The sequence below is a fragment of the Herbaspirillum sp. WKF16 genome (assembly GCF_028993615.1).
Classification (GTDB): Bacteria; Pseudomonadota; Gammaproteobacteria; order Burkholderiales; family Burkholderiaceae_D; genus Herbaspirillum.
In genome coordinates, this window is sequence record NZ_CP118632.1 from 3,487,193 (window position 1) to 3,508,412 (window position 21,220).

The following is a 21,220-nucleotide window of genomic DNA, read 5'->3' on the forward strand; positions in this document are numbered from 1 at the left end:
CGCCGGTTCAGCGGCGCGGAATCCGGACCGTAAACACCGTCTGCGCCTCGCCGTCCGACCTCACCCCAATCTCGCCGCCATGCGCGGCAACCACCTGCTGGGCGATGTACAGCCCCAGCCCCAGGCCCTCGTTGCGACCATAGACGCGCTCGCCGCCGCGGAAGGGATCGAAGATGTTGGGCAGCACCTGCGCCGGAATCACGCCCTCGTTGGCCACCGTCAGCGCCAGCCATTGCTCGTCGCGGCCATCGATGCCGATGCGCACCGGCCGGCCCGGCGTGCCGTGCTGCAGGGCGTTGCCCAGCAGGTTGGCGGCCACCTGGCCGAGACGGTCGGCGTCCCAGTGGCCGGCGTCCTCGCCCTGGATCTTGCGTTCGATCACGCAGTCGGGATAGGTCGCCTGGTACTCCTGCACCACCCGCTCGACCACCTCGCCCAGGCGCGCGCTCTCGCGCGTGAGCCCAATGCCGCCGGCCAGCCGCGCGCGCGCCAGGTCGAGCATGTTCTCGATCAGCTTGGCCATGCGCTTGCTGCTGTTGATGATCTGCTGCGAGGCCTTCTGCGCCACTTCCTCGCGATAGGTCCGCTGCAGCAGCGTGGCCGCCATCAGCACCGCGCCCAGCGGGTTGCGCAGGTCGTGGCCGAGAATGGCGACGAACATCTCGTTCAGGCGCAGCGTCTCGGTGCGCTCGCGCAGCTCCAGCGCCAGCTGCTGCTTCTGGCGGTACAGCTGGAAGAACACCTCGGCCTTGTTGCGCAGGATATGCGGTTCGATCGGCTTGTAGAGAAAATCCACCGCGCCGGTTTCGTAGCCCTTGAACATGCGGCGCTCGTCGCGCATGCCGGCCGTCACGAAGATCAGCGGAATATTGCGGGTGCGCTCGCTGCCGCGGATCAGTTCGGCCAGCTCGAAACCGTCCATGACCGGCATCTGCACGTCGATGAAGGCCAGCGCCACCTCATGCACCAGCAACAGCTCCAGCGCCTCGAAACCCGAACGCGCCACCAGCAGCTCGACGTCGTCGCGCTGCAGCAGCGCCGACAGCGCCAGCAGATTTTCCTCGAGATCGTCCACCAGCAGGAATTTGACCCGCGGCAGTTCCATCCCCTTGTCGTTGTTACTCACCTGCATTCCTTTCTCCCTGTACGCCCGTCGCGCCCAATGTTCCCAATGAACGCAGCAGATCGGCGATCTGTCCGAGCGTCAGTACGTAATCGATATTGCCAAGCGCGAGCGCCTGTTCCGGCATGTAGGGGACTTGCGCCTCCTGCGGATCCTGCACCACCGCCACGCCGCCGGCGCGACGGATGGCCTGCAGCCCGGCCGCGCCGTCCTGGTTGCCGCCGGTCAGCAGCACACCCAGCAGGCGTTCGCCGTAGATGTCGGCGGCGGACTCGAACAGCACGTCGATCGCCGGGCGCGAGAAATTCACCGCCTCGTCGTTCGACATCGCCAGGATGGGCTCGCCCGGCGCGCCATCCACCAGCAGGTGGTAGTCCGGCGGCGCGAAATAGATGACCCCGGCCAGCGCCGGCTCCTTGTCCTGCGCCTCGCGCACCGGCTGGGCGCACTTGGCGGCGAAGATCTGCGGCAGCAGGCTGGGCCGCTCGCGCGGGATGTGCAGCACCACCATGGTCGCCGCCGCGGCGCCGGAGCGCAGCGCCGGCAGGATTTCCGACAGCGCCTCGACGCCGCCGGCGGAGGCGCCGATCACGACCGCCGCGATATCGCGGCCGGCCAGGGAAGGGGCAGGCGCAATCACAGCGGCCCCTTCTTCTGGAAAATACGGTCCTCGCGCACCACCTCGTTGAAGGCGCCGGCATGGGAGGAGAAGCGCAGCGACTCCTTCGAACCCAGCCCGAGGAAGCCCTTGCGGCACAGCGAATCGCGGAACAAGCCCAGCGCACGCTCCTGCAGCTGGCGGTTGAAATAGATCAGCACGTTGCGGCACGACACCAGGTGCATCTCGGCGAAGACGCTGTCGGTGGCCAGGCTGTGGTCCGAGAACACCACATGCTTGCGCAGCGACTTGTCGAACACGGCCGCGCCGTAGGCTGCCGTATAGTAATCGGAAAGCGAGGTCGTGGCGCCGGACTTTTGGTGATTGCTGGTGAAGCCGGCGATGCGCTCCAGGTCGTACACCCCGGCCTCGGCCTTCTTCAAGGCCGCCTGGTTGATGTCGGTGGCGTAGATCAGGCTGCGTTCCAGCAAGCCTTCCTCGCGCAGCAGGATCGCCAGCGAATACACCTCTTCGCCGCCGCTGCAGCCGGCGACCCAGATCTTCAGCGAGGGATAGGTGCGCAGCAGCGGCACCACCTTCTCGCGCAGCGAGAGGAAGTAGCTCGGATCGCGGAACATCTCGCTGACCTGCACCGTCAGGTAATCCATCAGCGCCGGGAACACCGTGGGATCGTGCAGCACCTTGTCCTGCAGCTGCGACAGCGTGGCGCAGCCGAAGCGGCCCAGCGCCGTGCCCAGGCGGCGCTTGAGGGAGGCGCCGGCGTAGCCGCGGAAGTCGCAGTGGTACTTGAGATAGATCGCATCCAGCAACAGCTGCATCTCGATGTCGAAGTGCTTGCTCATGCTTTCCCTTACTTGGGCATCCAGACGCGCACCAGCGAGAGCAGCTTCTCCACGTCCAGCGGCTTGGCGATGTAGTCGTTGGCGCCGGCGGCCAGGCATTTCTCCTGGTCGTCCTTCATCGCCTTGGCGGTCAGGGCGATGATGGGCAGGCGCTTCCATTCGGGCTTCTTGCGGATCTCGCGCATGGCGGTCATGCCGTCCATCTCGGGCATCATGATGTCCATCAGGACCAGGTCGATGGCCGCGCTGCCCGATTGCGCGCTGCGCGCCAGCGCCTCCAGCGCCTCGCGCCCGTTGCGCGCGATCTCGACCTTCATGCCCTTGGGCTCCAGCACCGACGACAGCGCGAAGATGTTGCGCACGTCGTCTTCCACCACCAGGATGCGGCGGTCCTCGAACACGGTCTCGCGGTCGCGGGCCACCTTCAGCAGGCGCTGGCTCTCCGGCGGCAGCGTGGTTTCCACCTGGTGCAGGAACAGCGTTACCTCGTCCAGCAGGCGCTCGGGCGAACGCGCGTCCTTGATGATGATGGAGCGCGAGAAGCGGCGCAGGTTCTGCTCCTCCTCAGCCGACAGCGAGCGCCCGGTGTAGACGATCACCGGCGGGAAGGCCACGTGCTCCTGCTCGGCCATCTTCTCCAGCAGCTGGTAGCCGGACAGATCGGGCAGGTTCAGGTCCATCACCATGCAGTCGAAGGTGGTCTGCTGCAACTGCTTGAGGGCATCGGCCGCGGTGTGCACGCCGACCAGGTTGATGTTCTCGCCGGCCAGCAGCTGGCGGATGCTGTCGAGCTGGCGCACGTCGTCCTCGACCACCAGCACGTGGCGCAGGTCCTGCAGGAACTTGGCTTCCAGCTTGCGGATCGCGCCGGTCAGTTCTTCCCGCTGCACCGGCTTCAAGGCGTAGCCGATGGCGCCGCGCTCCAGCGCTTCGTGCGAATAGTCGGCGACCGACACCACATGCACCGGGATGTGCCGCGTGCGCGGGTTGCGCTTGATCTGGTCCAGCACGCCCAGGCCGGAGAAATCGGGCAGGTTCATGTCCAGCAGGATGGCGCTGGGACGGTACATCTCGGCGGCAGCCACGCCCTCGTTGGCCGAATGCGTGATCACGCACTGGAAGCCCATCTCGCGCGCCAGGTCCCGCAGGATCAGCGCGAAGGCGGCATCGTCCTCGATCACCAGGATCAGGCGCGAGGAGGCGTCGAGCCGGTTGCGGTCGTCGTCGATGGCGATGTCCTGCAGGCGCCGCGCGGCATTGAACGGCTGCGCCGGGCTCAGGCGCACGTCCGGCGCAGTGGCGGCTTGCGCCGCCTGCAGCGCCGAGGCGGCCGCCGGCAGCGGCGCCGGTTCGGGGCGCGGCACGACCTGTCCGGCGTCATACGCCTGCGGCAGCGTCAGCGTGAAGATGCTGCCCTCGCCCGGCTGGCTCTGCACGCGGATGTCGCCGCCCAACAGGCGCGCCAGATCGCGCGAGATCGACAGGCCCAGGCCGGTGCCGCCGTACTTCCGATGTGTGCTGCCGTCGGCCTGGCGGAAGGCTTCGAAGATGAACTGGTGCTGGTCCGCGCCGATGCCGATGCCGGTGTCGCGCACCGCGAAACTCACGCCGCCGCCGGCGGCCGGCTGCACCGAGAGCGTCACCTCGCCCTTCTCGGTGAACTTGATGGCATTGGAGAGCAGGTTCTTGAGGATCTGGCCGAGGCGCTGCATGTCGGTTTCCATGCGCGCCGGCGCGCCCGGTTCGAGCTGCACCTTGAAGCCCAGGCCCTTCTGCTGCGCGGTAACGGAGAACACCGCATTGAGCTCGTCGGCCAGCTTGGCCAGGGCAAAGGACTCCGGCACGATATCGAGCTTGCCGGCCTCCATCTTGGACAGGTCGAGGATGTCGTTGATCAGCGCCAGCAGGTCGTTGCCGGCCGAGGAAATGGTCTGGGCGAAACGCACCTGCTCATCGGTGAGGTTGCCCTGCTTGTTGTCGGCCAGGAGTTTGGCCAGGATCAGCGTGGAGTTCAGCGGCGTGCGCAGCTCGTGGCTCATGTTGGCCAGGAATTCGCTCTTGTACTGGTTGGCGCGCTCCAGCTCGGTGGCCTTGTCCACCAGCACCACCTGGGTCTTGGACAAGTCGTCCTTCTGGGTTTCCAGCAATTGCGCCTGCTCTTCCAGCTGGGCGTTGGTCTCTTCCAGTTCGGCCTGCTGCGTTTCCAGCCGTAGCTGCGAGGCCTTCAGCGCCTGCCCCTGCTCTTCCAGCTCCTCGTTGTTGACGCGCAGTTCTTCCTGCTGCGCCTGCAATTCCTCGGCCTGGCGCTGGGTCTCTTCCAGCAATTCCTCCAGGCGCGTGCGATCCTTGGACGAACGCACGGCCACCGCGATCTGGTCGGCCAGGCGCACCAGCAATTCTTCTTCCTCCGGGCGCACATGGCGCAAGAAGCCCAGCTCGAACACCGCCTGCACCACGCCGTCGGACGAGGCCGGCACGATCAGCAATTCCAGCGGCTTGCGCTGGCCGACGGCCGAGGCCACCGTCAGGTAGTCCTCCGGCACGTCCTTGATGTGCATCGCGCGGTTGAGCTTGACGGCCTGGCCCAGCAGGCCGTCGCCGTTTTGCAGCGAGGACGGCCCGTCGGCATGGCCGATCGCATAGGAGGCGAACCGCTCGAAGCCGTTGCCGTTCTTGCGGATGTAGATCGCGCCGACCTGGGCGTTGAGGTAGGCCGCCAGGAAGGACAGCGTGTTGTCGCCCAGGATGTCGAGGCGCTGCTCGCCCTGCAGGCGTTCGGCCAGGCCCATCTGGCCGGAGCGGATCCAGCCTTGCTTCTCGCGGGCGCGGTAGTCGCGCGAGGTCATCACCGCCGAGGCCACGATCAGGATCAGCAGCAGGCCCGAACCGCCCCAGGTGACGGCGCTGGAGAACGCCACCGCGTCCTGCCAGTCGGATTGGCGCGACGCCAGCAGGTCGCGCTCATGCGTTTCCATCTCGCGCACCATGGCGCGCACCCGATCCATGGCCATCTTGCCGCGGTCGGACTGCACCACTGCCAGCGCGCCGGCGGCGTCGCCGCTGCGGCGCAGCTCGATGGTCTGCGCCAGCTCCTCCATCTTTTCGCGGGTGATGCCTTCGGCCTGGGACAGGCGCTGCAACTGCTCCTGGCTGTCGGAGACCAGCGCGCGCAGCTTGGCGAACTCACTGGGCAAGGCGGCCCTGGCCTGGTTGTACGGCGCCAGGTAGCTCTCGGCGCCGGCCAGCAGGTAGCCGCGCTGGCTGGTCTCGGCGTCTTTCAGCGTGGATACCAGCACCTGCAGCTGCTCGCGCACGTCGATGGTGTGCGACACGGCGCGCGCGGCATCGGCGCGCGTGACCGAGGCCTGGTAGGTGAACAGCGAGATCAGGATCACCGCCAGGATGGCCACGCCGAAACCCACCAGCGGTCCCGGCGGCAGCGGCGGGCCGCTGAAGGCCCCCTTGCCCTGGCGTTTGAATGTGGCAATGCGTTCTTCTGCTTGGCTGGAAAAAACCGGCACGGCGCGCTCCGTTCTTGGAATCGTAATGGCTGAGCTGTGGGGGCTGCGGCTCCCCCTCCCCTGGGCATTGCTGTCCAGCAAAAATCACTGATTATACTTTGGCATCACTATCGCCGGAGCCCCCGTTCGCGGCGCCCGGACCCGGCTTGTGACAGGAAAGCCGGGCGCCGGTTCACCCCGGCCCTGCTGCCCCGCTCAGTTGCCCGCCAGGCCGGCGGCGACGTTGATCGACAAGCCGATGATGGCGGCGTTGAAGACGAAGCAGATCAGCGAGTGCGCCAGCACCGCCTTGCGCATCGCGCGGGTGGCCACGCCGACGTCCGAGGTCTGCACGGCGACGCTGATGGTGAAGGCGAAATACAGGAAGTCCCAGTAGTCGGGCGTAGTCTGGCCGTCGGCGAAGCGCAGCGGCAGGGCCTTGGGATCGTCGTCATCGGCGTAGAACAGGCGGGCGTAGTGCAGCGTGAAGATGGTGCCGATCAGCAGCCATGAACCGAACACCGTGGCCGCGGTGCAGGCGTAGCGCCACAGGCGGCCGCCGTCGTCATGGCCGGCCAGTTCCAGCAGGATCGCCACCAGGCTGGCGATGGCCGCCACGCACACCATGCCCAGCACCAGTTGCGCGCTCTCGTCCTCGGTTTCCGCCAGCCGCTTGGCGTCCTGCGCGTCGGCGCTGTACATCATCAGCCAGATGCTCAGCAGGTAAGTCCAGACCCCGGCGTTCCAGCCGACCAGGCACTGGGTCACCCACGACCCGACAGGAATGAAGAGACCGGCGGCAATGCCGACGGCAATGGCGATCAACAGGCGCGGATGAACCTGGACGATGTGGCGGGCGACGGACATGTTCTATTTATATGGATGGATGACGCGCGCGGCGGGAATGCCGAAACATAGCATGCTTCGGCGCCCCCGCCGCGCGGCGTTCACTTGCCCGAAGAGATGCGGTGCGCCACGCGGGTCGCCTCATCGAAGCTGGCGAAGCCGGTCAGCGCCATGGTGTTGATGGTCATCGGTTCCTGCACGGTGGCCATGTTGGTCACCCGCCCCTCCACCACCGCCGCCAGCTGGCGCCCGCGCAGCTCGCGCGTGCCGGCGGCCAGCTTGGCGCTGCCGGCCGGCGAGAACTGCACGATCAGGATGGCGCGGCCGGCGGCGTCCTTCTGGGCGCTGGCGCGCTGCACGTCGGCGGCGTTCACCAGCGCGCGCGGCGCCAGGTAGACCACGCTGCCGGGAATGTCGCTGTTCTCGGCCCTGGTCCAGCCCTCGGCCGGCGCCGTGCTGGCGCCGCGCAGCTCAAAGGCCTGCGATGGCGCCGGCGCGCCGGTGCCGGCGCAACCGGCCAGCGCAACCAGGGCCGCCGCTGCCGCCAGCAGGGTGCGGGCGTTCAAAATTCATGCTCCTTCAAGGCCCGCTGCGCCCGTTCGCGCGCGCCCTCCAGCGCTTCCTGCTCGGTTGGGAAGATCCCGGCCGGGATATAGGTCTCGGCGATCTCGGGCTCGCGCGCCAGGCGCACGAAGACCTGGGCCTCGAAACTGTCGTCCGGTTGTTGAACCGCGTCGAAACGGGCGATGTGGGTGCCGCTTTGCAAAACCTTGTCCGTCATGCTGCCTCCGGTGTCGTGGTCACGATCGAGCCGGTTGGACACTGCCCTGCGCACGAGGTTCGTGGCGTGAAAGGGAAGAAATTTTTCCCGGCGGAAATCTGCCGGGGAGGTCGAAGTCGCTCAGGCCGCCAGCGGGAAGCGCACGGTGAAGACCGTGCCCTGCCCTTCGCGGCCGCAGTCCAGGCTGATCACGCCGCCGTGGTCATGGGCGATCTCGCGCACGATGGCCAGTCCCAGGCCGCTGCCGGCCACCTTGTCGTTGGCGCGGTAGAAGCGGTCGAAGATCAGCTCGCGGTGCTCCGGCGCGATGCCCGGCCCCGAGTCCTCGACCGCCAGCAGGGTGGCGTCCGCCTCTTCCTGGCAGCGCACGGTGACGGTGCTGTGCGGCGGCGAGTAGCGCACCGCGTTGTCGATCAGGTTGTCGATCAGATCGCGCAGCAGGAAACGGTCGCCGCGCATGCGCCCGCTGCGCAGGTCGAAGCCGAGGTCGATCTGCTTCTTGTCGGCCTCCTCGATGAAGTGCTGCACCGATTCGCTGACCAGCTCGTCCAGCGACAGGTCTTCCAGCTTGCGCTGCTCGAACAGGCCCGGCTCGGAACGCGCCAGCGCCAGCAGCTGACGGCTCTGGCGGATCATGCGTTCGACCGAGGAATTCATCATCGCCAGCGAGCGCGCGGTGTCGGGCTGGCCCTGGTGCTTGTCGTGCAGCAGCTCCAGCTGCAGCTTCAGGCCGGTCAACGGCGTGCGCAACTGGTGCGCGACGTCGGCCAGGAAATTCTGCTGCGCCTGCTCGCCCTTGCTGATGCGCGCCATCAGCTCGTTCATGGCCACGATCAGCGGCTGCAGCTCCACCGAGGAGCCGGCGCTGTCGATGGCGCCCAGCTTGCCGTGGCCGCGCTGCTCCAGGTTGCGCTGCAGCGTCTTCAACGGACGCAGGCCGCGCCGCACCGCCACCAGCACCGCGCTGATGGAGACGAAGGTGATGATGCCGTCCAGCGCCAGGAAGGACAGCAGGATGGTGTAGTGCGCGCGGTCGCGCTTGCGCACCGTCTCGGCCACTGCGACCGAGATGACGCCGTTCTTGACCTGCACCTGCAGCGCGGCGATGCGCACCGGCTCCCCGCGCATCTCGGCGTCATAGTTGATGGGACGTTCGAAGACATCGCTCTCGGGCAGCGGCGGGAAACCGCGGTCGCCCACCACGATCTGGCCGCTGGTGTCGCGCACGGCGAAGAAAGTGGTGTCGGAATGGTTGCTGCGCAGGATCTGCTCGGCCTGCTGGGTCAGCTCGGCGGTGGTGCGCTCCTGGCGGTGGCGAACCTGGGCGTACAGGCCCCAGGTGGAATCCATCAGGTTCTGGTCGAAGGCGTGCTGGGCCGGCAGCCACGCCAGCCAGTAGGTCAGGCCGGCGCCGATCAGGTTGATCAGCAGCAGCGGCGCGATCAGCCACTTGAGCAGGTCGCGCCGGATGCTGGAATGCGAGACGGGCATGCGGGCCGGCCGGATCAGCTGTCGCTCTTCTCGAGCATGTAGCCGAAGCCGCGGATGGTGCGGATGGCGACGCCGGAATCGGCGATCTTCAGACGGATGCGGGAGACATACACTTCCACCGCGTTGATGGTGAAGTCCTCGCCCCAGGGCAGCACGGCGTCGATGATCTGCTGCTTGGAGACCACGCGCGAAGCGTGCTGCATCAGGTATTCCAGCACCGTCCATTCGCGCAGCGAGAGCTCGATCTTGCGGCCGTCGATCTCGGCGCGCTTGGTGGCGTTGTCCAGCGACAGCCCGCCCACGGTCAGTTGCGCCGGCTGCGGCGCGCTGCGGCGGATCAGGGCCTTGATGCGCGCCACCAGCTCCGGCGTGGCGAAGGGCTTGACCAGGTAGTCGTCGGCGCCCAGCTCCAGGCCGTGCACGCGGTCGGGAATGGTGTCGCGCGCGGTCAGCAGCAGCACCGGGGTATTGTTGCCGGTGGCGCGCATGCGGCGCAACACCTCGAAGCCGTCGATGCCGGGCAGGCCGATGTCGAGCACCAGCACCGAGGCGTTGAAACGCTGCAGCATCGGCTGCGAGAGCGCGTCGAGCCCGTTGTTGACGGTGTGCACGGTGAACCCGTGGGAGTTGAGGACGCGCGAAAGACCGTCGGTGAGCACCGGGTCGTCTTCGACCAGCAGAACGTTCATAGGGACTTCATCAGAGAAAAACGGCGCAAAAAAATCTGCGAACCGAAGCATCGTATTGCAGCGCCGGGATTGCTGCAAATCGGGGCTTGCCCGAGGAGCATCGGGCGCCTTGCAAAGCGTTTCATTTTTGTCACAGTCAGCCCTTTGTCAGCACTCCGACAGGACTTCGTCAGCCGGCGATTTTACTCTGTCGGGGTTGCGAGAATGAGAATCCACCTCATTACGAACAGCCGCAGTAGAACCGCTTACGCCAGCCACACGGTCAGAACACGGACGGATAGCCAGCCAAAGGATTTCCCGCTCCCGCAGCGGGTTTCCCCTTCCGCGCCAACTCCATATAAAAGACCTTAAAAATGAACCGTCTCACTCCGATTGCCGCTGCGCTGGTCGCAGCGTTCGCCGCGCCTTTGCCGCTGCATGCGCAACAGGCCAATTCCAACAATGCCGACGCCGCCGGCCAGCTGGCGCCCGTCACGGTCGAAGGCCGGCGCGACGATTTCGCATCCGGCCCCACCGCGCTCACCAAGCTCCCCGCCGACCTGCACGACGTGCCGCAATCGATTACGGTGGTCAACAAGGCGCAGATGCAGTCGCAAGGCGTGGCCTCGCTGTCGGACGCCCTGCGCAACGTCTCCGGCATCACGCTGGGCGGCGCCGAGGGCGGCCAGATCGGCAACAACATCAACCTGAACGGCTTCTCGGCCCGCACCGACATCTACCTGGACGGCTTCCGCGACCGCGGCCAGTACTACCGCGACACCTTCGCCATGGATGAGATCGAAGTGCTGATGGGGCCGTCGTCGATGCTGTTCGGCCGCGGTTCGACCGGCGGCATCATCAACCAGGTCAGCAAGAAGGCCAACCTGAAGGACGCCACCGAGGTCTCGGCCTCGGTCACCAGCAACGGCCTGGTGCGCACCACTGCCGACTACAACCACAAGCTGTCGGATACCTCGGCCATGCGCATCGAGGCGATGGTGCAGGACGGCGCCGCCAGCACCCGCAACCAGACCAATGTGCAGGACTTCGGCCTGGCCGGCTCCTACGTGCACGGCATCGGCACCCCGACCGAGATCACGCTGTCGGCCCTGATCCAGCACAACCACGACCAGCCCGACTACGGCCTGCCGCCGCTCAACGGCCATCCCGTCGGCGTCGACCGCGACACCGCCTATGGCCTGAACAGCGACCGCACCGACCAGGATGTGTTCTCGCTCAACGCCGGCATCAAGCACAAGATCGCGCCGGACGTGACGCTGCGCAACCAGACCCAGTTCAACTACGTCCACACCAACGCCATCGAGACCGCGCCCAATACCATCGGCACCGTCTCCGGCGCCGGCTTCACGGCGCTGACCAACGCCAGCAGCAACCTGCCGCTGTCGAGCCTGTTCGTGCGCACGCAAAGCCACGACCGCGACATCCACGACTACTCGATCTACAACCAGACCGAGCTGTCGGCCAAGTTCAGCACCGGCGGCATCAAGCATGACTTCCTGGTCGGGCTGGAAGTCGGCCACGACGGCTACGACAACCAGACCTACTACCGCAACGGCAGCTGCAACGGCGTCGCCCTGACCGGCGCGGCCACGCCCACCAGCGGCTTCAACGACTGCATCCCGGTGCTGAACCCGACCTACAGCGCCGCCGGCGCCAGCGTGCCCGACGTCGCCGGCAACCGCCAGGGCGGCAGCGCCAACACCATCGCCACCTATTTCGGCGATACGCTGGAGTTGAGCAAGCAGTTCAAGGCGGTGGCCGGCCTGCGCTTCGATCGCTACATCGCCAGCATCACCAACTCGCTGAACTCGGGCAACACGCCCGCTGTGGCCAAGAACACCAACCTGGCCTCGGCCAACCAGACGGTGAACTTCCTGTCGGTGCGCTCGGGCCTGATCTGGGAGCCGAGCTCGGCGCAATCCTATTACGTCTCCTACGGCACCTCGTTCAATCCCTCGCTGGAGCAGTTGACCGGCACCGCCGGCCAGCAGAACCTCGATCCGGAAAAGAACCGCTCCTATGAAGTCGGCGGCAAGTGGGACGTGGCGCAAGGCCTGGCCCTGAACGCCGCCGCCTTCCAGATCACCAAGGAGAATGCGCGCAGCCAGGTCAGCGCCGGCGTCTACGAGCTGCAGGGCACGGTGCGGGTCAACGGCGCGCGCGCCGGCGCCACCGGCCGCATCACCCGCGACTGGCAAGTGGCCGCCAACTACACCTACCTGGACGCCAAGGTGATCGGCGGCGCCGCCGGCGACACCACGGTCGGCATGATCCCCAGCAACACGCCCAAGCACACCCTGACCACCTGGACCACCTACGACTTCATGCCGCACTGGCAGGTCGGCGGCGGCGCCACCTACATGTCGCAGCGCTTCGTCAACCAGACCAACACCATCCAGGTCGGCGGCTACACCCGCTGGGATGCCACGGTGGCCTACACCCAGAAGGCCTACGACATCCGCCTGAACCTGTTCAACCTGACCAACAAGATGTATTACGATGCGCTGATCCAGTCGGACGGCGGCCGGTCGGTGCCAGGCACGGGCCGCACCGCGATGCTGTCGGTCAACTACCGCATGTAAGCGACAACCAGGCTTAACGAGGACGTCCACCCATGCTCATCACCATTCCCAGACTGCTCGACGGCGAACAGGTCAAGGCCGTGCGCCGGCTGCTGGACGGGGCGGGAGAAGCCTGGGTGGACGGCCGCGTGAGCGCCGGCTACCAGGGCGCGCCGGTGAAGTTCAACCAGCAGATCGACGAACGTTCCGAGGTGGCGCTGCAATGCCAGCGCATCATCGTCGGCGCGCTGGAACGCCATCCGCGCTTCATCAGCGCCGCCCTGCCCAACCTGATCTATCCGCCCATGTTCAATCGCTACGGCGAGGGCATGACCTTCGGCGCCCATGTCGACGGCAGCGTGCGCATCCACCCGCACAATGGCCGCAAGCTGCGCACCGATGTCTCGGGCACCCTGTTCCTGGCGGATGCGTCGGACTACGACGGCGGAGAATTGCAGATAGACGACACTTACGGCTCGCATAAGGTCAAGCTCGACGCCGGCGACCTGGTGCTGTACCCGGCCACCAGCCTGCACACCGTCACGCCGGTGACGCGCGGCGTGCGCGTGGGTTGCTTCTTCTGGATACAAAGCCTGGTGCGCGACGACGGCCGGCGCAGCATGCTGTTCGACATGGACAACGCCATCCAGCGCCTGAACCAGACCGATGCCGACGCCGTGGCGCGACGCACGCTGGTGGGCTGCTACCACAACCTGCTGCGGCAATGGAGCGACACCTGAGCCGGCCGGCACCGACACAAGCCGCTTCCCTGGAAGCGGCTTTTTTTACGGCCCTTACTTGAAGTAGCGCGGATCCATCTTGCGAAACACCCAGGCCGAGACCAGCGTGATCACACCCACGATCGCGAAGGTCACCTGGAAGCTGAAGCTGGTGGCCGCGCCCGCGTCATCCTTGAACAGGTTCACCAGCGTGCCGCCGATGGTCACGCCCAGGCCGATGGCCAGCATCTGCACCATCGAGAACAGGCTGTTGCCGCTGCCGGCATCGCTCTTGTCCAGGCCCTTCAGGGTGACGCTGTTCATCGCCGCGAACTGCATCGAATTGGCCGCGCCGAACACCGACAGCTGGACGATGCCTGCCGCGATCGGCCAGTCAGGCGTGATCAGCGCGAAGGAGACGATGGAACCGCCCACCAGGATGGTGTTGACCAGCAGGAAATTATCGTAGCCGTAGCGCTTGACCAGCGGCGCGATCCACGGCTTGGCGATGGTGCCGGAGATGGCCGCCGGCAGCAGCACCAGGCCGGCGTGCAGCGGCGAGTATCCCAGCCGCACCTGCAACAGCAACGGCAGCAGGAAGGGCACGGCCGAGGAGCCGATGCGGCACACCAGGTTGCCGGCCAGGCCGATGCTGAAGTTGGGTTCCTTGAAAAGGCCCAGGCGAAACAGCGGCCGCTCGTGGCGGCGCGCATGCAGCCAGTACAGCCACACCGCCAGCGCCGCCAGCGCGAACAGCGCCGCGCTCCAGGCGCCGCGGCGCTCATCGACAGGCACATCCAGCGCCAGCGAGAAAGCCACCATGCAGCCCGACAGCAAGGCGCAGCCCAGCACGTCGAACCTGGGCGCGGCCGGCAGCAGGTCGTTGGACAGGTAGCGCAGCACGGCCAGCATGCCGACCGTGCCGATGGGCACGTTGATCAGGAAGATCCAGTGCCACGACAGGCTCTCCACCAGCCAGCCGCCCAGCACCGGCCCGACCACCGGCCCCAGCTGTCCGGCAATCGAGATCGAGGCCAGCGCCGCGATGTACTGCGCGCCGGGCACGCTGCGCAGCACGGCCAGCCGTCCCACCGGCAGCAGCATGGAGCCGCCGATGCCCTGCACCACGCGCGCCGCCAGCAGCTGCGGCAGCGTGTGCGCCGTGGCGCACAGGATGGAGCCGATCACGAACACCAGGATGGTGGCGAAGTACATCTTGCGCGTGCCGAAGCGGTCGGCCAGCCAGCCCGAGGCCGGCGTGAGCGAAGCCATGGTCAGGGTATAGGCCACCACCACCGGGTGCATGTTCAGGACCGGCTCGCCCAGGCTGTGCGCCATCGCCGGCAGCGCGGTGTTGACGATGGTGGTGTCCAGCGTCTGCATGAAGAAGCCTGAGGCGACGATCCAAAGCAGCGCGCGCTGCGAGAGATCGGAAGGCTTGGCGGAAGGTTCTGAGAGCTGGTCGGGGCGTTGGGCGGACATGGACTGGAAAGATTCGGGCGCGGAAAAAGCGGCGGGGACACAAAAGCCTGTTGCCTCTGTGTCCCCGCGTATGGTGTTGCTTTCTTCGAAGCAGTAGCCGTTATTCTAAAGCGTTTGGCCGGCGCGCATCAGAACGCCTGCGGACGCCACTTCAGCAGGCGGCGCTCCAGCGCGTGCAGCAGCCAGTCCGCCGCCAGCGCCACCACCGCCAGCACGATCATCGCAGCGAACACGCCGCTGGCGTTGAACGCACCCTGCGCGGTCGAGATCAGCAGGCCGATGCCTTGCTTGGACCCCAGGAACTCGCCCACCACCGCGCCCACCAGCGCAAAGCCGAAGCTCACGTGCAGGCTGGCCAGGATCCACGACAGCGCCGACGGGATCACCACCGCGGTGGTCACCTGGCGGCGCGAGGCGCCCAGGATCTGGGCGTTGGCGATCATGTAGCGGTCGGCTTCGCGCACACCCTGGAAGGCGTTGGCGAACACCACGAAGAACACCATCACCACCGCCAACGCGACCTTGGAAGCCATGCCCAGGCCGAAGGCGATCACGAAGATCGAGCCCAGCACCACGCGCGGGATCGAGTTGGCGATCTGAATGTAGAGGCTGAAGACGTCGGAGAGCAGCTTGTTGCGGCCCAGCACGATGCCGGCGATCACGCCCGCCACCGAGCCGATCAGGAAGCCCAGCACGGTCTCTTCCAGCGTCACCAGCACCTGGGTCCAGAGCGGCCCCTGCGAGGTGCCTTCGACCATCCAGTCATAGATCTGGATCACGATCAGCGAGGGCTGCGAGAAGAAGAAGGGATCGATCCAGCCGATGCGGGAAAACAGTTCCCAGCCGCCCAGCACCACCACCAGGATGGCGATGCGCAGGCCGATGACCAGGTTGCGCCGTCCGCGGATCTTGCGTTGCGCCTCGGCTTCTACTGCGGCGATGTCCATCGTCGCGGCGGATTGTGTGATGTTTGCTTGTGTCATTTCTTCACCTGTTTCTGGGTGTGTGGTTTTCTGCCTGCGCGCTGCCCTCGATGCGCCGCGATGCGGCTACTCAGGGTGAACGGGTCTGATAGCGCAATCCATGAACCCGTTCGGACTGAGTAGCGGCGCAGCCGCGTATCGAAGTCAGCGCAGGGATTGTTCTCACGCAATATGCACTTCTTCGCGCAGATCGCTCCAGATCTTGCGCGAGATGTCGATGAAGCGCTGCTCGTAGCGCACCTCTTCCATGACGCGCGGACGCGGCAGGTCGATCGGGTAGACGCTCTTCAAGGTGGCCGGACGCGCGGTCAGCACGTAGACCTTATCGGCCAGCGCAATCGCTTCTTCCAGGTCGTGGGTGACGAACACCACCGAACCGGAATGGGCCGACCACAGCTGCAGCAGCTCGTCCTGCATCAGCGTGCGGGTCTGCATGTCCAGCGCCGAGAACGGCTCGTCCATCAGCAGGATCTCGGGGCTGTTGATGAAGGTCTGGGCCAGCGCCACGCGCTTGCGCATACCGCCCGACAACTGGTGCGGATAATGGTCGCCGAACTTGTCGAGGCCGACGCGGCGGATCCACTCATCGGCCAGCTGGTGCGCCTGCTCCTTGGGCTTGCCGCGGAACATGGGACCGGCGGCGACGTTCTCGCGCACGCTGCGCCACGGGAACACGGCATCGTTCTGGAACACGAAACCGATGCGCGGGTCGATGCCGTTGACCGGCTGGCCCATCACGCGCACCTCGCCCATGGTCGGCTTCAGCAAGCCGGTGATCAGCGACAGCGTGGTCGACTTGCCGCAACCGGTGGGGCCGACCACGGCCACGAACTCGCCGCGTCCCACGCTCATGGAAAAGTCGCGCAGCGCCACGGTGGCCTTTCCGTCGGCGGTGATGAAGCGGCAAGTGACATTGCGCAGTTCGATGGCGGGGGTTTCTTGCGCGCCGCCGGCCGGTTTGGCGAAGGCGTTTTGGTTGATCGCATTCATCGTGTTGGTCTTTCCTGGGCTGAGTGATCCCCTGACGCGAGAAATCGCATCATGGCTGGTAAATATCCTGGTAATGAAACTGACTACTTTTGACTTGAGCACCGTCTCCCCTGCGAAAGCAGGGGCCCAGTGTCGTTCGGCCTGGGTGGCGCCGCCAACGACGCTGGATCCCTGCTTTCGCAGGGATGACAGCCGCTTTGGAACGGCCTTGCAATGCCGCCCCGATCGAAAACTTATTTAACCTGGTTCACAAACTCGTCGGTGTAGGTCTTCGACAAATCCACATGCTTGCCCTTGACGTTGGGATTGAATCCCGACAGCACGGCCAGCACGGTTTCAGGTCCGCCCTTGGGCATCTTGCCGTCCGGCGAATACATCGGCAGCGAATTGTTCAGGGCCTGCACGTACAGCGGCTTGTTGTTGCCGTAGTAGTCCTTGGGCATCTTGTCGGCGATCTGTTCGGCGCTGTGGGTGTTGATGAACTTGAGCGTCTTGACGAAAGCGCGCGCCAGCTTTTGCGCGTCGTCCTTGTGACCGTTGAGCCAGCTGCGCTGCACGTACACGCTGGACGCCGGATACAGGCCGCCCAGCGCCTTGACTGTGCCTTCCACGGTGCGCATGTCGATCAGCACCTGAGCGTCGCCGGTCTTGAGGAGCTGCGAAGCGGTCGGCTCGGTGGTCATGCCGGCATCGATGCGGCCCTGCTTCATGGCGGCGATGAAGGTATTGTCGGCGCCCACCGGCAGCACCGAGAATTCCTTGGAGGTGATGCCGTGACGCGAGGCCAGGTATTGCGTCAGGAAATTGGTGGACGAACCCAGGCCGGTCACGCCCAGGGTCTTGCCGCGGGCGTCGGCCATGCTCTTGAAGTTGGCGGCGGCCTTGGTGCCCACCAGCTCGACCTCGCCCGGCACCTGGCCGAGGATGGTGATGGCGGTGATTTCCTTGCCCTTGGTCTGCAGGTCGATGGAGTGGTCGTAGAAGCCCACCACCGCCTGCACGGCGCCGGCCAGCAGTTCGTTCTCGGCGTCCACGCCGGCCGGCTGCGACTGCAGCTCGACGTTGAGGCCTTCTTCCTTGAAGTAGCCCAGCTGCTCGGCCAGCTTGGCCGGCAGGTACACCATCTTGTTGATGCCGCCCACCATGATGGTGATCTTGCTGTCGGCGGCGAAAGCCTGGCCCGGCAGCGTCGCCAGCGCGGCGGCGGCCACGGCCAGCGAAAGGACGGTACGGCGCATGTTGTTGGTCATTCTTGTCTCCTGAGGGTTGATGCCGGTGCAGGCCAAGCCTGCGGATTTTATGTCTTCTTCGACAGGCTTGCCTGTCCCCGGATGCTTACTTGACCTGGTCCGCGAACTCGTTGGTGTAAGTCTTGGAGAGGTCGATGTTCTTGCCCTTGATGTTGGGGTTGAAGCCGGCCATCACCTTGAGCACCTGCTCCGGGCCGCCGGCCGGCATCTTGCCGTCGGGCGAATACATCGGCATGGAGGCCTTGAGCGCCTGTACGTAGATGGCCTTGTTGCCGCCGTAGTAGTCCTTGGGCATCTTGTCAGCGATCTCGTCGGCCGAATGGGTCTGGATGTACTTCAGGGTCTTGACGAAGGCGCGCGCCAGCTTCTGCGACTCGGCCTTGTGGCTGTTCATCCAGGCGCGGTTCACGTACAGGCTGGAGGCCGGATACAGCCCGCCCAGCGCGCTGCGCGTGCCTTCCACGCTGCTCATGTCGACCAGCACCTTGGCGTCGCCCGAGGCCAGCAGGATGGAGGTGGTCGGCTCGGTGGTCCAGGCCACGTCGATGCGCTTTTGCTTGAAGGCGGCGATCAGCGTATTGCCCGCCCCCACCGGCAGCATCGAGTAGTCGCCCGACTTCAGGCCGGCGCGGCTGGCCAGGTATTGCGCGATGAAGCTGGAGGACGAACCCAGGCCGGTCACGCCCAGCGTCTTGCCCTTGAGGTCGGCCATGCTCCTGACGCTGCCGGCGAGGTCGGCGCGCACCATTTCCATGCCGCCCGGCACCAGCAGCAGCTGGGTGATCGAGGTGATTTCCTTGCCCTTGCTCTGCAGGTCGATGGAGTGATCGTAGTAGCCGACCACGGCCTGCACGGCGCCGGCCAGCAGCTCGTTCTCGGCGTCCACGCCGGCCGGCTGCGACTGCAGTTCGACCTCCAGGCCTTCTTCCTTGAAGTAGCCGAGGTTCTCCGCCAGCTTGGGCGGCAGGTAGATCAGCTTGTTGATGCCGCCCACCATGATGGTGATCTTGTCGGCGGCGCGCGCCTGCGGCGCGGCCAGGCACAGGGCGGCGGCGGTGACGGCGGTGGCGCCCAGGACCAGCAGGGAACGGCGAAGGGGGAAAGCGTGGAACACACGAGCGTCGCGACGCATTATGATTGTCTCCTTTGGTGGGATGGTCTGGCGCCATCTTCACTTTTCTGGTTTGTGGGGGCCATTCTAAGAAACCGAAACCTTCATCCAGCTTTCCAAAAACCGGCTATTTTATTTGCAGCGCAACAAAATAATTGAAACTTTGGCATGAAACTGCTCCTCATCGAAGACAACCCGCAGCTCGCCCATTGGCTGGAGCAGATCCTCAAGGAACACAAGTTCAGCGTCGACATCGCCGCCGACGGCGAGATCGCCGACCAGGTGCTGCGCGATGAAAACTACGACGTCGTGCTGCTGGACCTGATGCTGCCCAAACTGGGCGGCAAGCACGTGCTGCGCCGCCTGCGCGAGCGCCACAACGGCGTGCCGGTGATGATCCTGACGGCCAGCGGCTCGATCGACGAGAAGGTCGAATGCCTGGGCGCCGGCGCCGACGACTACCTGGTCAAGCCCTTCGAGGTGCGCGAGCTGGTGGCCCGCATCAAGGTGCTGATCCGCCGCCAGACGCCCGACAAGGCGGCCGAGATCCACTGCGGCGACCTGGTCTACGACAGCAACACGCGCCAGTTCGCGGTGGCCGGCAACCTGCTGGCGCTGCCCGCGCGCGAGCACGACGTGCTGGAGATCCTGATGCTCAAGCAAGGCAAGACGGTGTCCAAGACGGCGCTGATGAAGGGCATCTTCAGCCTCTCCGAAGAACCGAGCGCGGACGCCATCGAGATCTACATCTCGCGCCTGCGCAAGAAGCTCGAACCCTCCAGCGCCGCCATCATGACCCTGCGCGGCCTGGGCTACCTGCTCAAGCAGAAAGATGATTGACAGCCTGCGCCTGCGGCTGCTGCTGTGGCTGCTGATCCCGATGACGGTCTATGTCGGCCTCTCGGCCAGCGACGCCTACGACAACGCGGTCTCCAGCGCCACCCTGATCCAGGATCGCGCCCTGCTCGCCTCGGCGCGCATGATCGCCGGCCAGGTCACCTGGCAGGACGGCGCGCCGGTGGTCTCGATACCGCCGGCGGCGCTGGAGATGTTCGCTTCGCCGGCGCAGGACGCGGTCTACTACCAGGTATTGATGGACGACGAGACCTTGCTGGCCGGCCGTCCCGACTTCCCCGCCGAACCTGACTTCGCCGCCCTCCATCCGGCCTACGCCACTACCGATTTCGACGGCCGCCCGTTGCGCGTGGTCAGCTATATCCGCGCGCTCTACGACGAAGGCACGCTGCGCATGGTGGCGGTCTCGGTGGGCCAGACCATGCAGGGCCACCAGCAAATGCTGGAAGAACTCTGGCAACCCTCGCTGCGGCGCCAGCTGGTGCTGCTGCTGTTGGCGGTGGCGCTGGTGGTGCTGGGCCTGACCATCGAACTGCGCCCCATCCTGGCGGTGAAGGACGAACTCGCCGCGCGCGACCCCAACTCGCTCTCGCCGCTGCGCGCCGGCCAGTTGCAGCTGGAGCTGCGCCCCATCGTCGAGGCGATCAACCAGTACATCCAGCGCTTGAACGCCCAGGTGACGGTGCAAAAGCGCTTCGTCGCCGACGCCGCCCACCAGCTGCGCACGCCCCTCACCGTGATCGATTCGCAGATCCAGTTCGCGCGCCAGCTGGACGACCCGGCGCGCCTGCCGCAGGTGCTGGCGGCGCTGCACGACGGTAGCCGCAACATGACCGACCTCACCAACAAGCTGCTGCTGCTGTCGCAGGCTGAAGCCTCCAACAGCAGCGCCTTCCCGCGCGGGCCGGTGGACCTGTTCGCGGTGGCCGCCACGGTGCTGGAGGAGCTGGCCGGGCTGGCCCTGAAAAAAGGCATCGACCTCGGCATGGAGAGCGAGCTGGAGCGCGCCATGGTCAACGGCAACGAGGCGCAGCTGGCCGGCATGCTGATGAACCTGATCGACAATGCGCTGCGCTACACGCCGGAGGGCGGCAAGGTGACGGTGGGACTGGCGCGCGCAAGCGCGGACGACGGCAGTGCCCAGTTCCTCGTCACCGTCAGCGACAACGGCCCCGGCATCCCGGCCGAGGTGCGCGAGCGCGTGTTCGAGCGTTTCTACCGCAACGCCGCGCCGGACCAGCCGGGCTCCGGCCTGGGCCTGGCCATCGTGCGCGAGATCGTGCAGGCCTCGCAAGGCAGCATCGCGCTGGCGGCGCCGGCCGAAGGCAGCGGCCTGGTGGCGACCGTGAGGCTGCCCGCCCTGCCGGGTTAAACTGGC

At 66.1% G+C, this 21,220-nt stretch carries 18 protein-coding genes; 4 read left to right on the plus strand and 14 right to left on the minus strand.

The annotated features are described in order from the left end of the window. Positions 1–7: 7 nt before the first annotated feature. The 9 genes from Herbaro_RS15805 to Herbaro_RS15845 all read right to left on the minus strand — a co-directional run bounded on the left by Herbaro_RS15805 (position 8) and on the right by Herbaro_RS15845 (position 9,891). A complete protein-coding gene (locus Herbaro_RS15805; RefSeq protein WP_446719275.1) occupies positions 8–1,132 on the minus strand; it encodes a hybrid sensor histidine kinase/response regulator in 1,125 nt (374 codons plus the stop codon). Continuing rightward, positions 1,119–1,763 (minus strand): chemotaxis protein CheB, encoded by a 645-nt coding sequence (locus Herbaro_RS15810; RefSeq protein WP_275010569.1) that lies wholly within the window; start codon positions 1,761–1,763, stop codon positions 1,119–1,121. Before Herbaro_RS15810 ends, Herbaro_RS15805 begins: the two co-directional genes overlap by 14 nt. Continuing rightward, positions 1,760–2,584 (minus strand): CheR family methyltransferase, encoded by an 825-nt coding sequence (locus Herbaro_RS15815; RefSeq protein WP_275010570.1) that lies wholly within the window; start codon positions 2,582–2,584, stop codon positions 1,760–1,762. Before Herbaro_RS15815 ends, Herbaro_RS15810 begins: the two co-directional genes overlap by 4 nt. 8 nt (positions 2,585–2,592) lie before the next feature. Next, positions 2,593–6,105 (minus strand): response regulator, encoded by a 3,513-nt coding sequence (locus Herbaro_RS15820; RefSeq protein WP_275010571.1) that lies wholly within the window; start codon positions 6,103–6,105, stop codon positions 2,593–2,595. A gap of 195 nt (positions 6,106–6,300) precedes the next feature. Beyond that, positions 6,301–6,951 carry a DUF1345 domain-containing protein gene (locus Herbaro_RS15825; protein WP_275010572.1) on the minus strand — a complete coding sequence of 217 codons (651 nt, stop codon included), beginning with the start codon at positions 6,949–6,951 and terminating at the stop codon, positions 6,301–6,303. Positions 6,952–7,031: 80 nt separating this feature from the next. Next, on the minus strand, positions 7,032–7,496 hold the full coding sequence (locus Herbaro_RS15830) for a SecDF P1 head subdomain-containing protein (RefSeq protein WP_275010573.1): 465 nt from the start codon (positions 7,494–7,496) through the stop codon (positions 7,032–7,034). Beyond that, positions 7,493–7,711: a hypothetical protein gene (locus tag Herbaro_RS15835; RefSeq protein ID WP_275010574.1), complete on the minus strand. Its 219-nt coding sequence runs from the start codon at positions 7,709–7,711 to the stop codon at positions 7,493–7,495. The genes Herbaro_RS15830 and Herbaro_RS15835 overlap by 4 nt, the downstream gene beginning before the upstream one ends. Positions 7,712–7,831: 120 nt before the next feature. Beyond that, entirely contained in the window at positions 7,832–9,202 is a 1,371-nt protein-coding gene (locus tag Herbaro_RS15840) for a sensor histidine kinase (protein WP_275010575.1), read from the minus strand. A 14-nt stretch (positions 9,203–9,216) separates the two neighbouring features. Further along, positions 9,217–9,891 carry a response regulator transcription factor gene (locus Herbaro_RS15845; protein ID WP_275010576.1) on the minus strand — a complete coding sequence of 225 codons (675 nt, stop codon included), beginning with the start codon at positions 9,889–9,891 and terminating at the stop codon, positions 9,217–9,219. A gap of 353 nt (positions 9,892–10,244) precedes the next feature. Here Herbaro_RS15845 and Herbaro_RS15850 point away from each other — a divergent pair, with 353 nt between their 5' ends. Then, positions 10,245–12,473 (plus strand): TonB-dependent receptor, encoded by a 2,229-nt coding sequence (locus Herbaro_RS15850; RefSeq protein ID WP_275010577.1) that lies wholly within the window; start codon positions 10,245–10,247, stop codon positions 12,471–12,473. 32 nt (positions 12,474–12,505) lie between these two features. Next, complete coding sequence (locus tag Herbaro_RS15855) at positions 12,506–13,192, plus strand: Fe2+-dependent dioxygenase (protein WP_275010578.1); 687 nt, start codon at positions 12,506–12,508, stop codon at positions 13,190–13,192. A 54-nt stretch (positions 13,193–13,246) separates the two neighbouring features. Here Herbaro_RS15855 and mdtD read toward each other — a convergent pair whose 3' ends face one another. From mdtD to Herbaro_RS15880, 5 genes are all read right to left on the minus strand, one after another. After that, on the minus strand, positions 13,247–14,653 hold the full coding sequence (mdtD, locus tag Herbaro_RS15860; protein ID WP_275010579.1) for a multidrug transporter subunit MdtD: 1,407 nt from the start codon (positions 14,651–14,653) through the stop codon (positions 13,247–13,249). Between the two features lie 128 nt (positions 14,654–14,781). Further along, complete coding sequence (locus Herbaro_RS15865; RefSeq protein WP_275010580.1) at positions 14,782–15,636, minus strand: ABC transporter permease; 855 nt, start codon at positions 15,634–15,636, stop codon at positions 14,782–14,784. A 162-nt stretch (positions 15,637–15,798) separates the two neighbouring features. After that, positions 15,799–16,626, minus strand: coding sequence for an ABC transporter ATP-binding protein (locus Herbaro_RS15870; RefSeq protein WP_275010581.1), 828 nt, complete (start codon positions 16,624–16,626; stop codon positions 15,799–15,801). Positions 16,627–16,859: 233 nt separating this feature from the next. After that, on the minus strand, positions 16,860–17,876 hold the full coding sequence (locus Herbaro_RS15875; RefSeq protein ID WP_275010582.1) for an ABC transporter substrate-binding protein: 1,017 nt from the start codon (positions 17,874–17,876) through the stop codon (positions 16,860–16,862). A gap of 85 nt (positions 17,877–17,961) precedes the next feature. Beyond that, positions 17,962–19,008, minus strand: coding sequence for an ABC transporter substrate-binding protein (locus Herbaro_RS15880; protein ID WP_275010583.1), 1,047 nt, complete (start codon positions 19,006–19,008; stop codon positions 17,962–17,964). A gap of 147 nt (positions 19,009–19,155) precedes the next feature. Between Herbaro_RS15880 and Herbaro_RS15885 the strand changes: the two genes are divergently transcribed. Together Herbaro_RS15885 and Herbaro_RS15890 are read left to right on the plus strand one after the other, a co-directional pair. Further along, positions 19,156–19,827, plus strand: a complete 672-nt coding sequence (locus tag Herbaro_RS15885; RefSeq protein WP_275010584.1) for a response regulator — start codon at positions 19,156–19,158, stop codon at positions 19,825–19,827. Beyond that, entirely contained in the window at positions 19,820–21,214 is a 1,395-nt protein-coding gene (locus Herbaro_RS15890; RefSeq protein ID WP_275010585.1) for a sensor histidine kinase, read from the plus strand. Before Herbaro_RS15885 ends, Herbaro_RS15890 begins: the two co-directional genes overlap by 8 nt. The last annotated feature ends 6 nt before the right edge of the window (positions 21,215–21,220 follow it).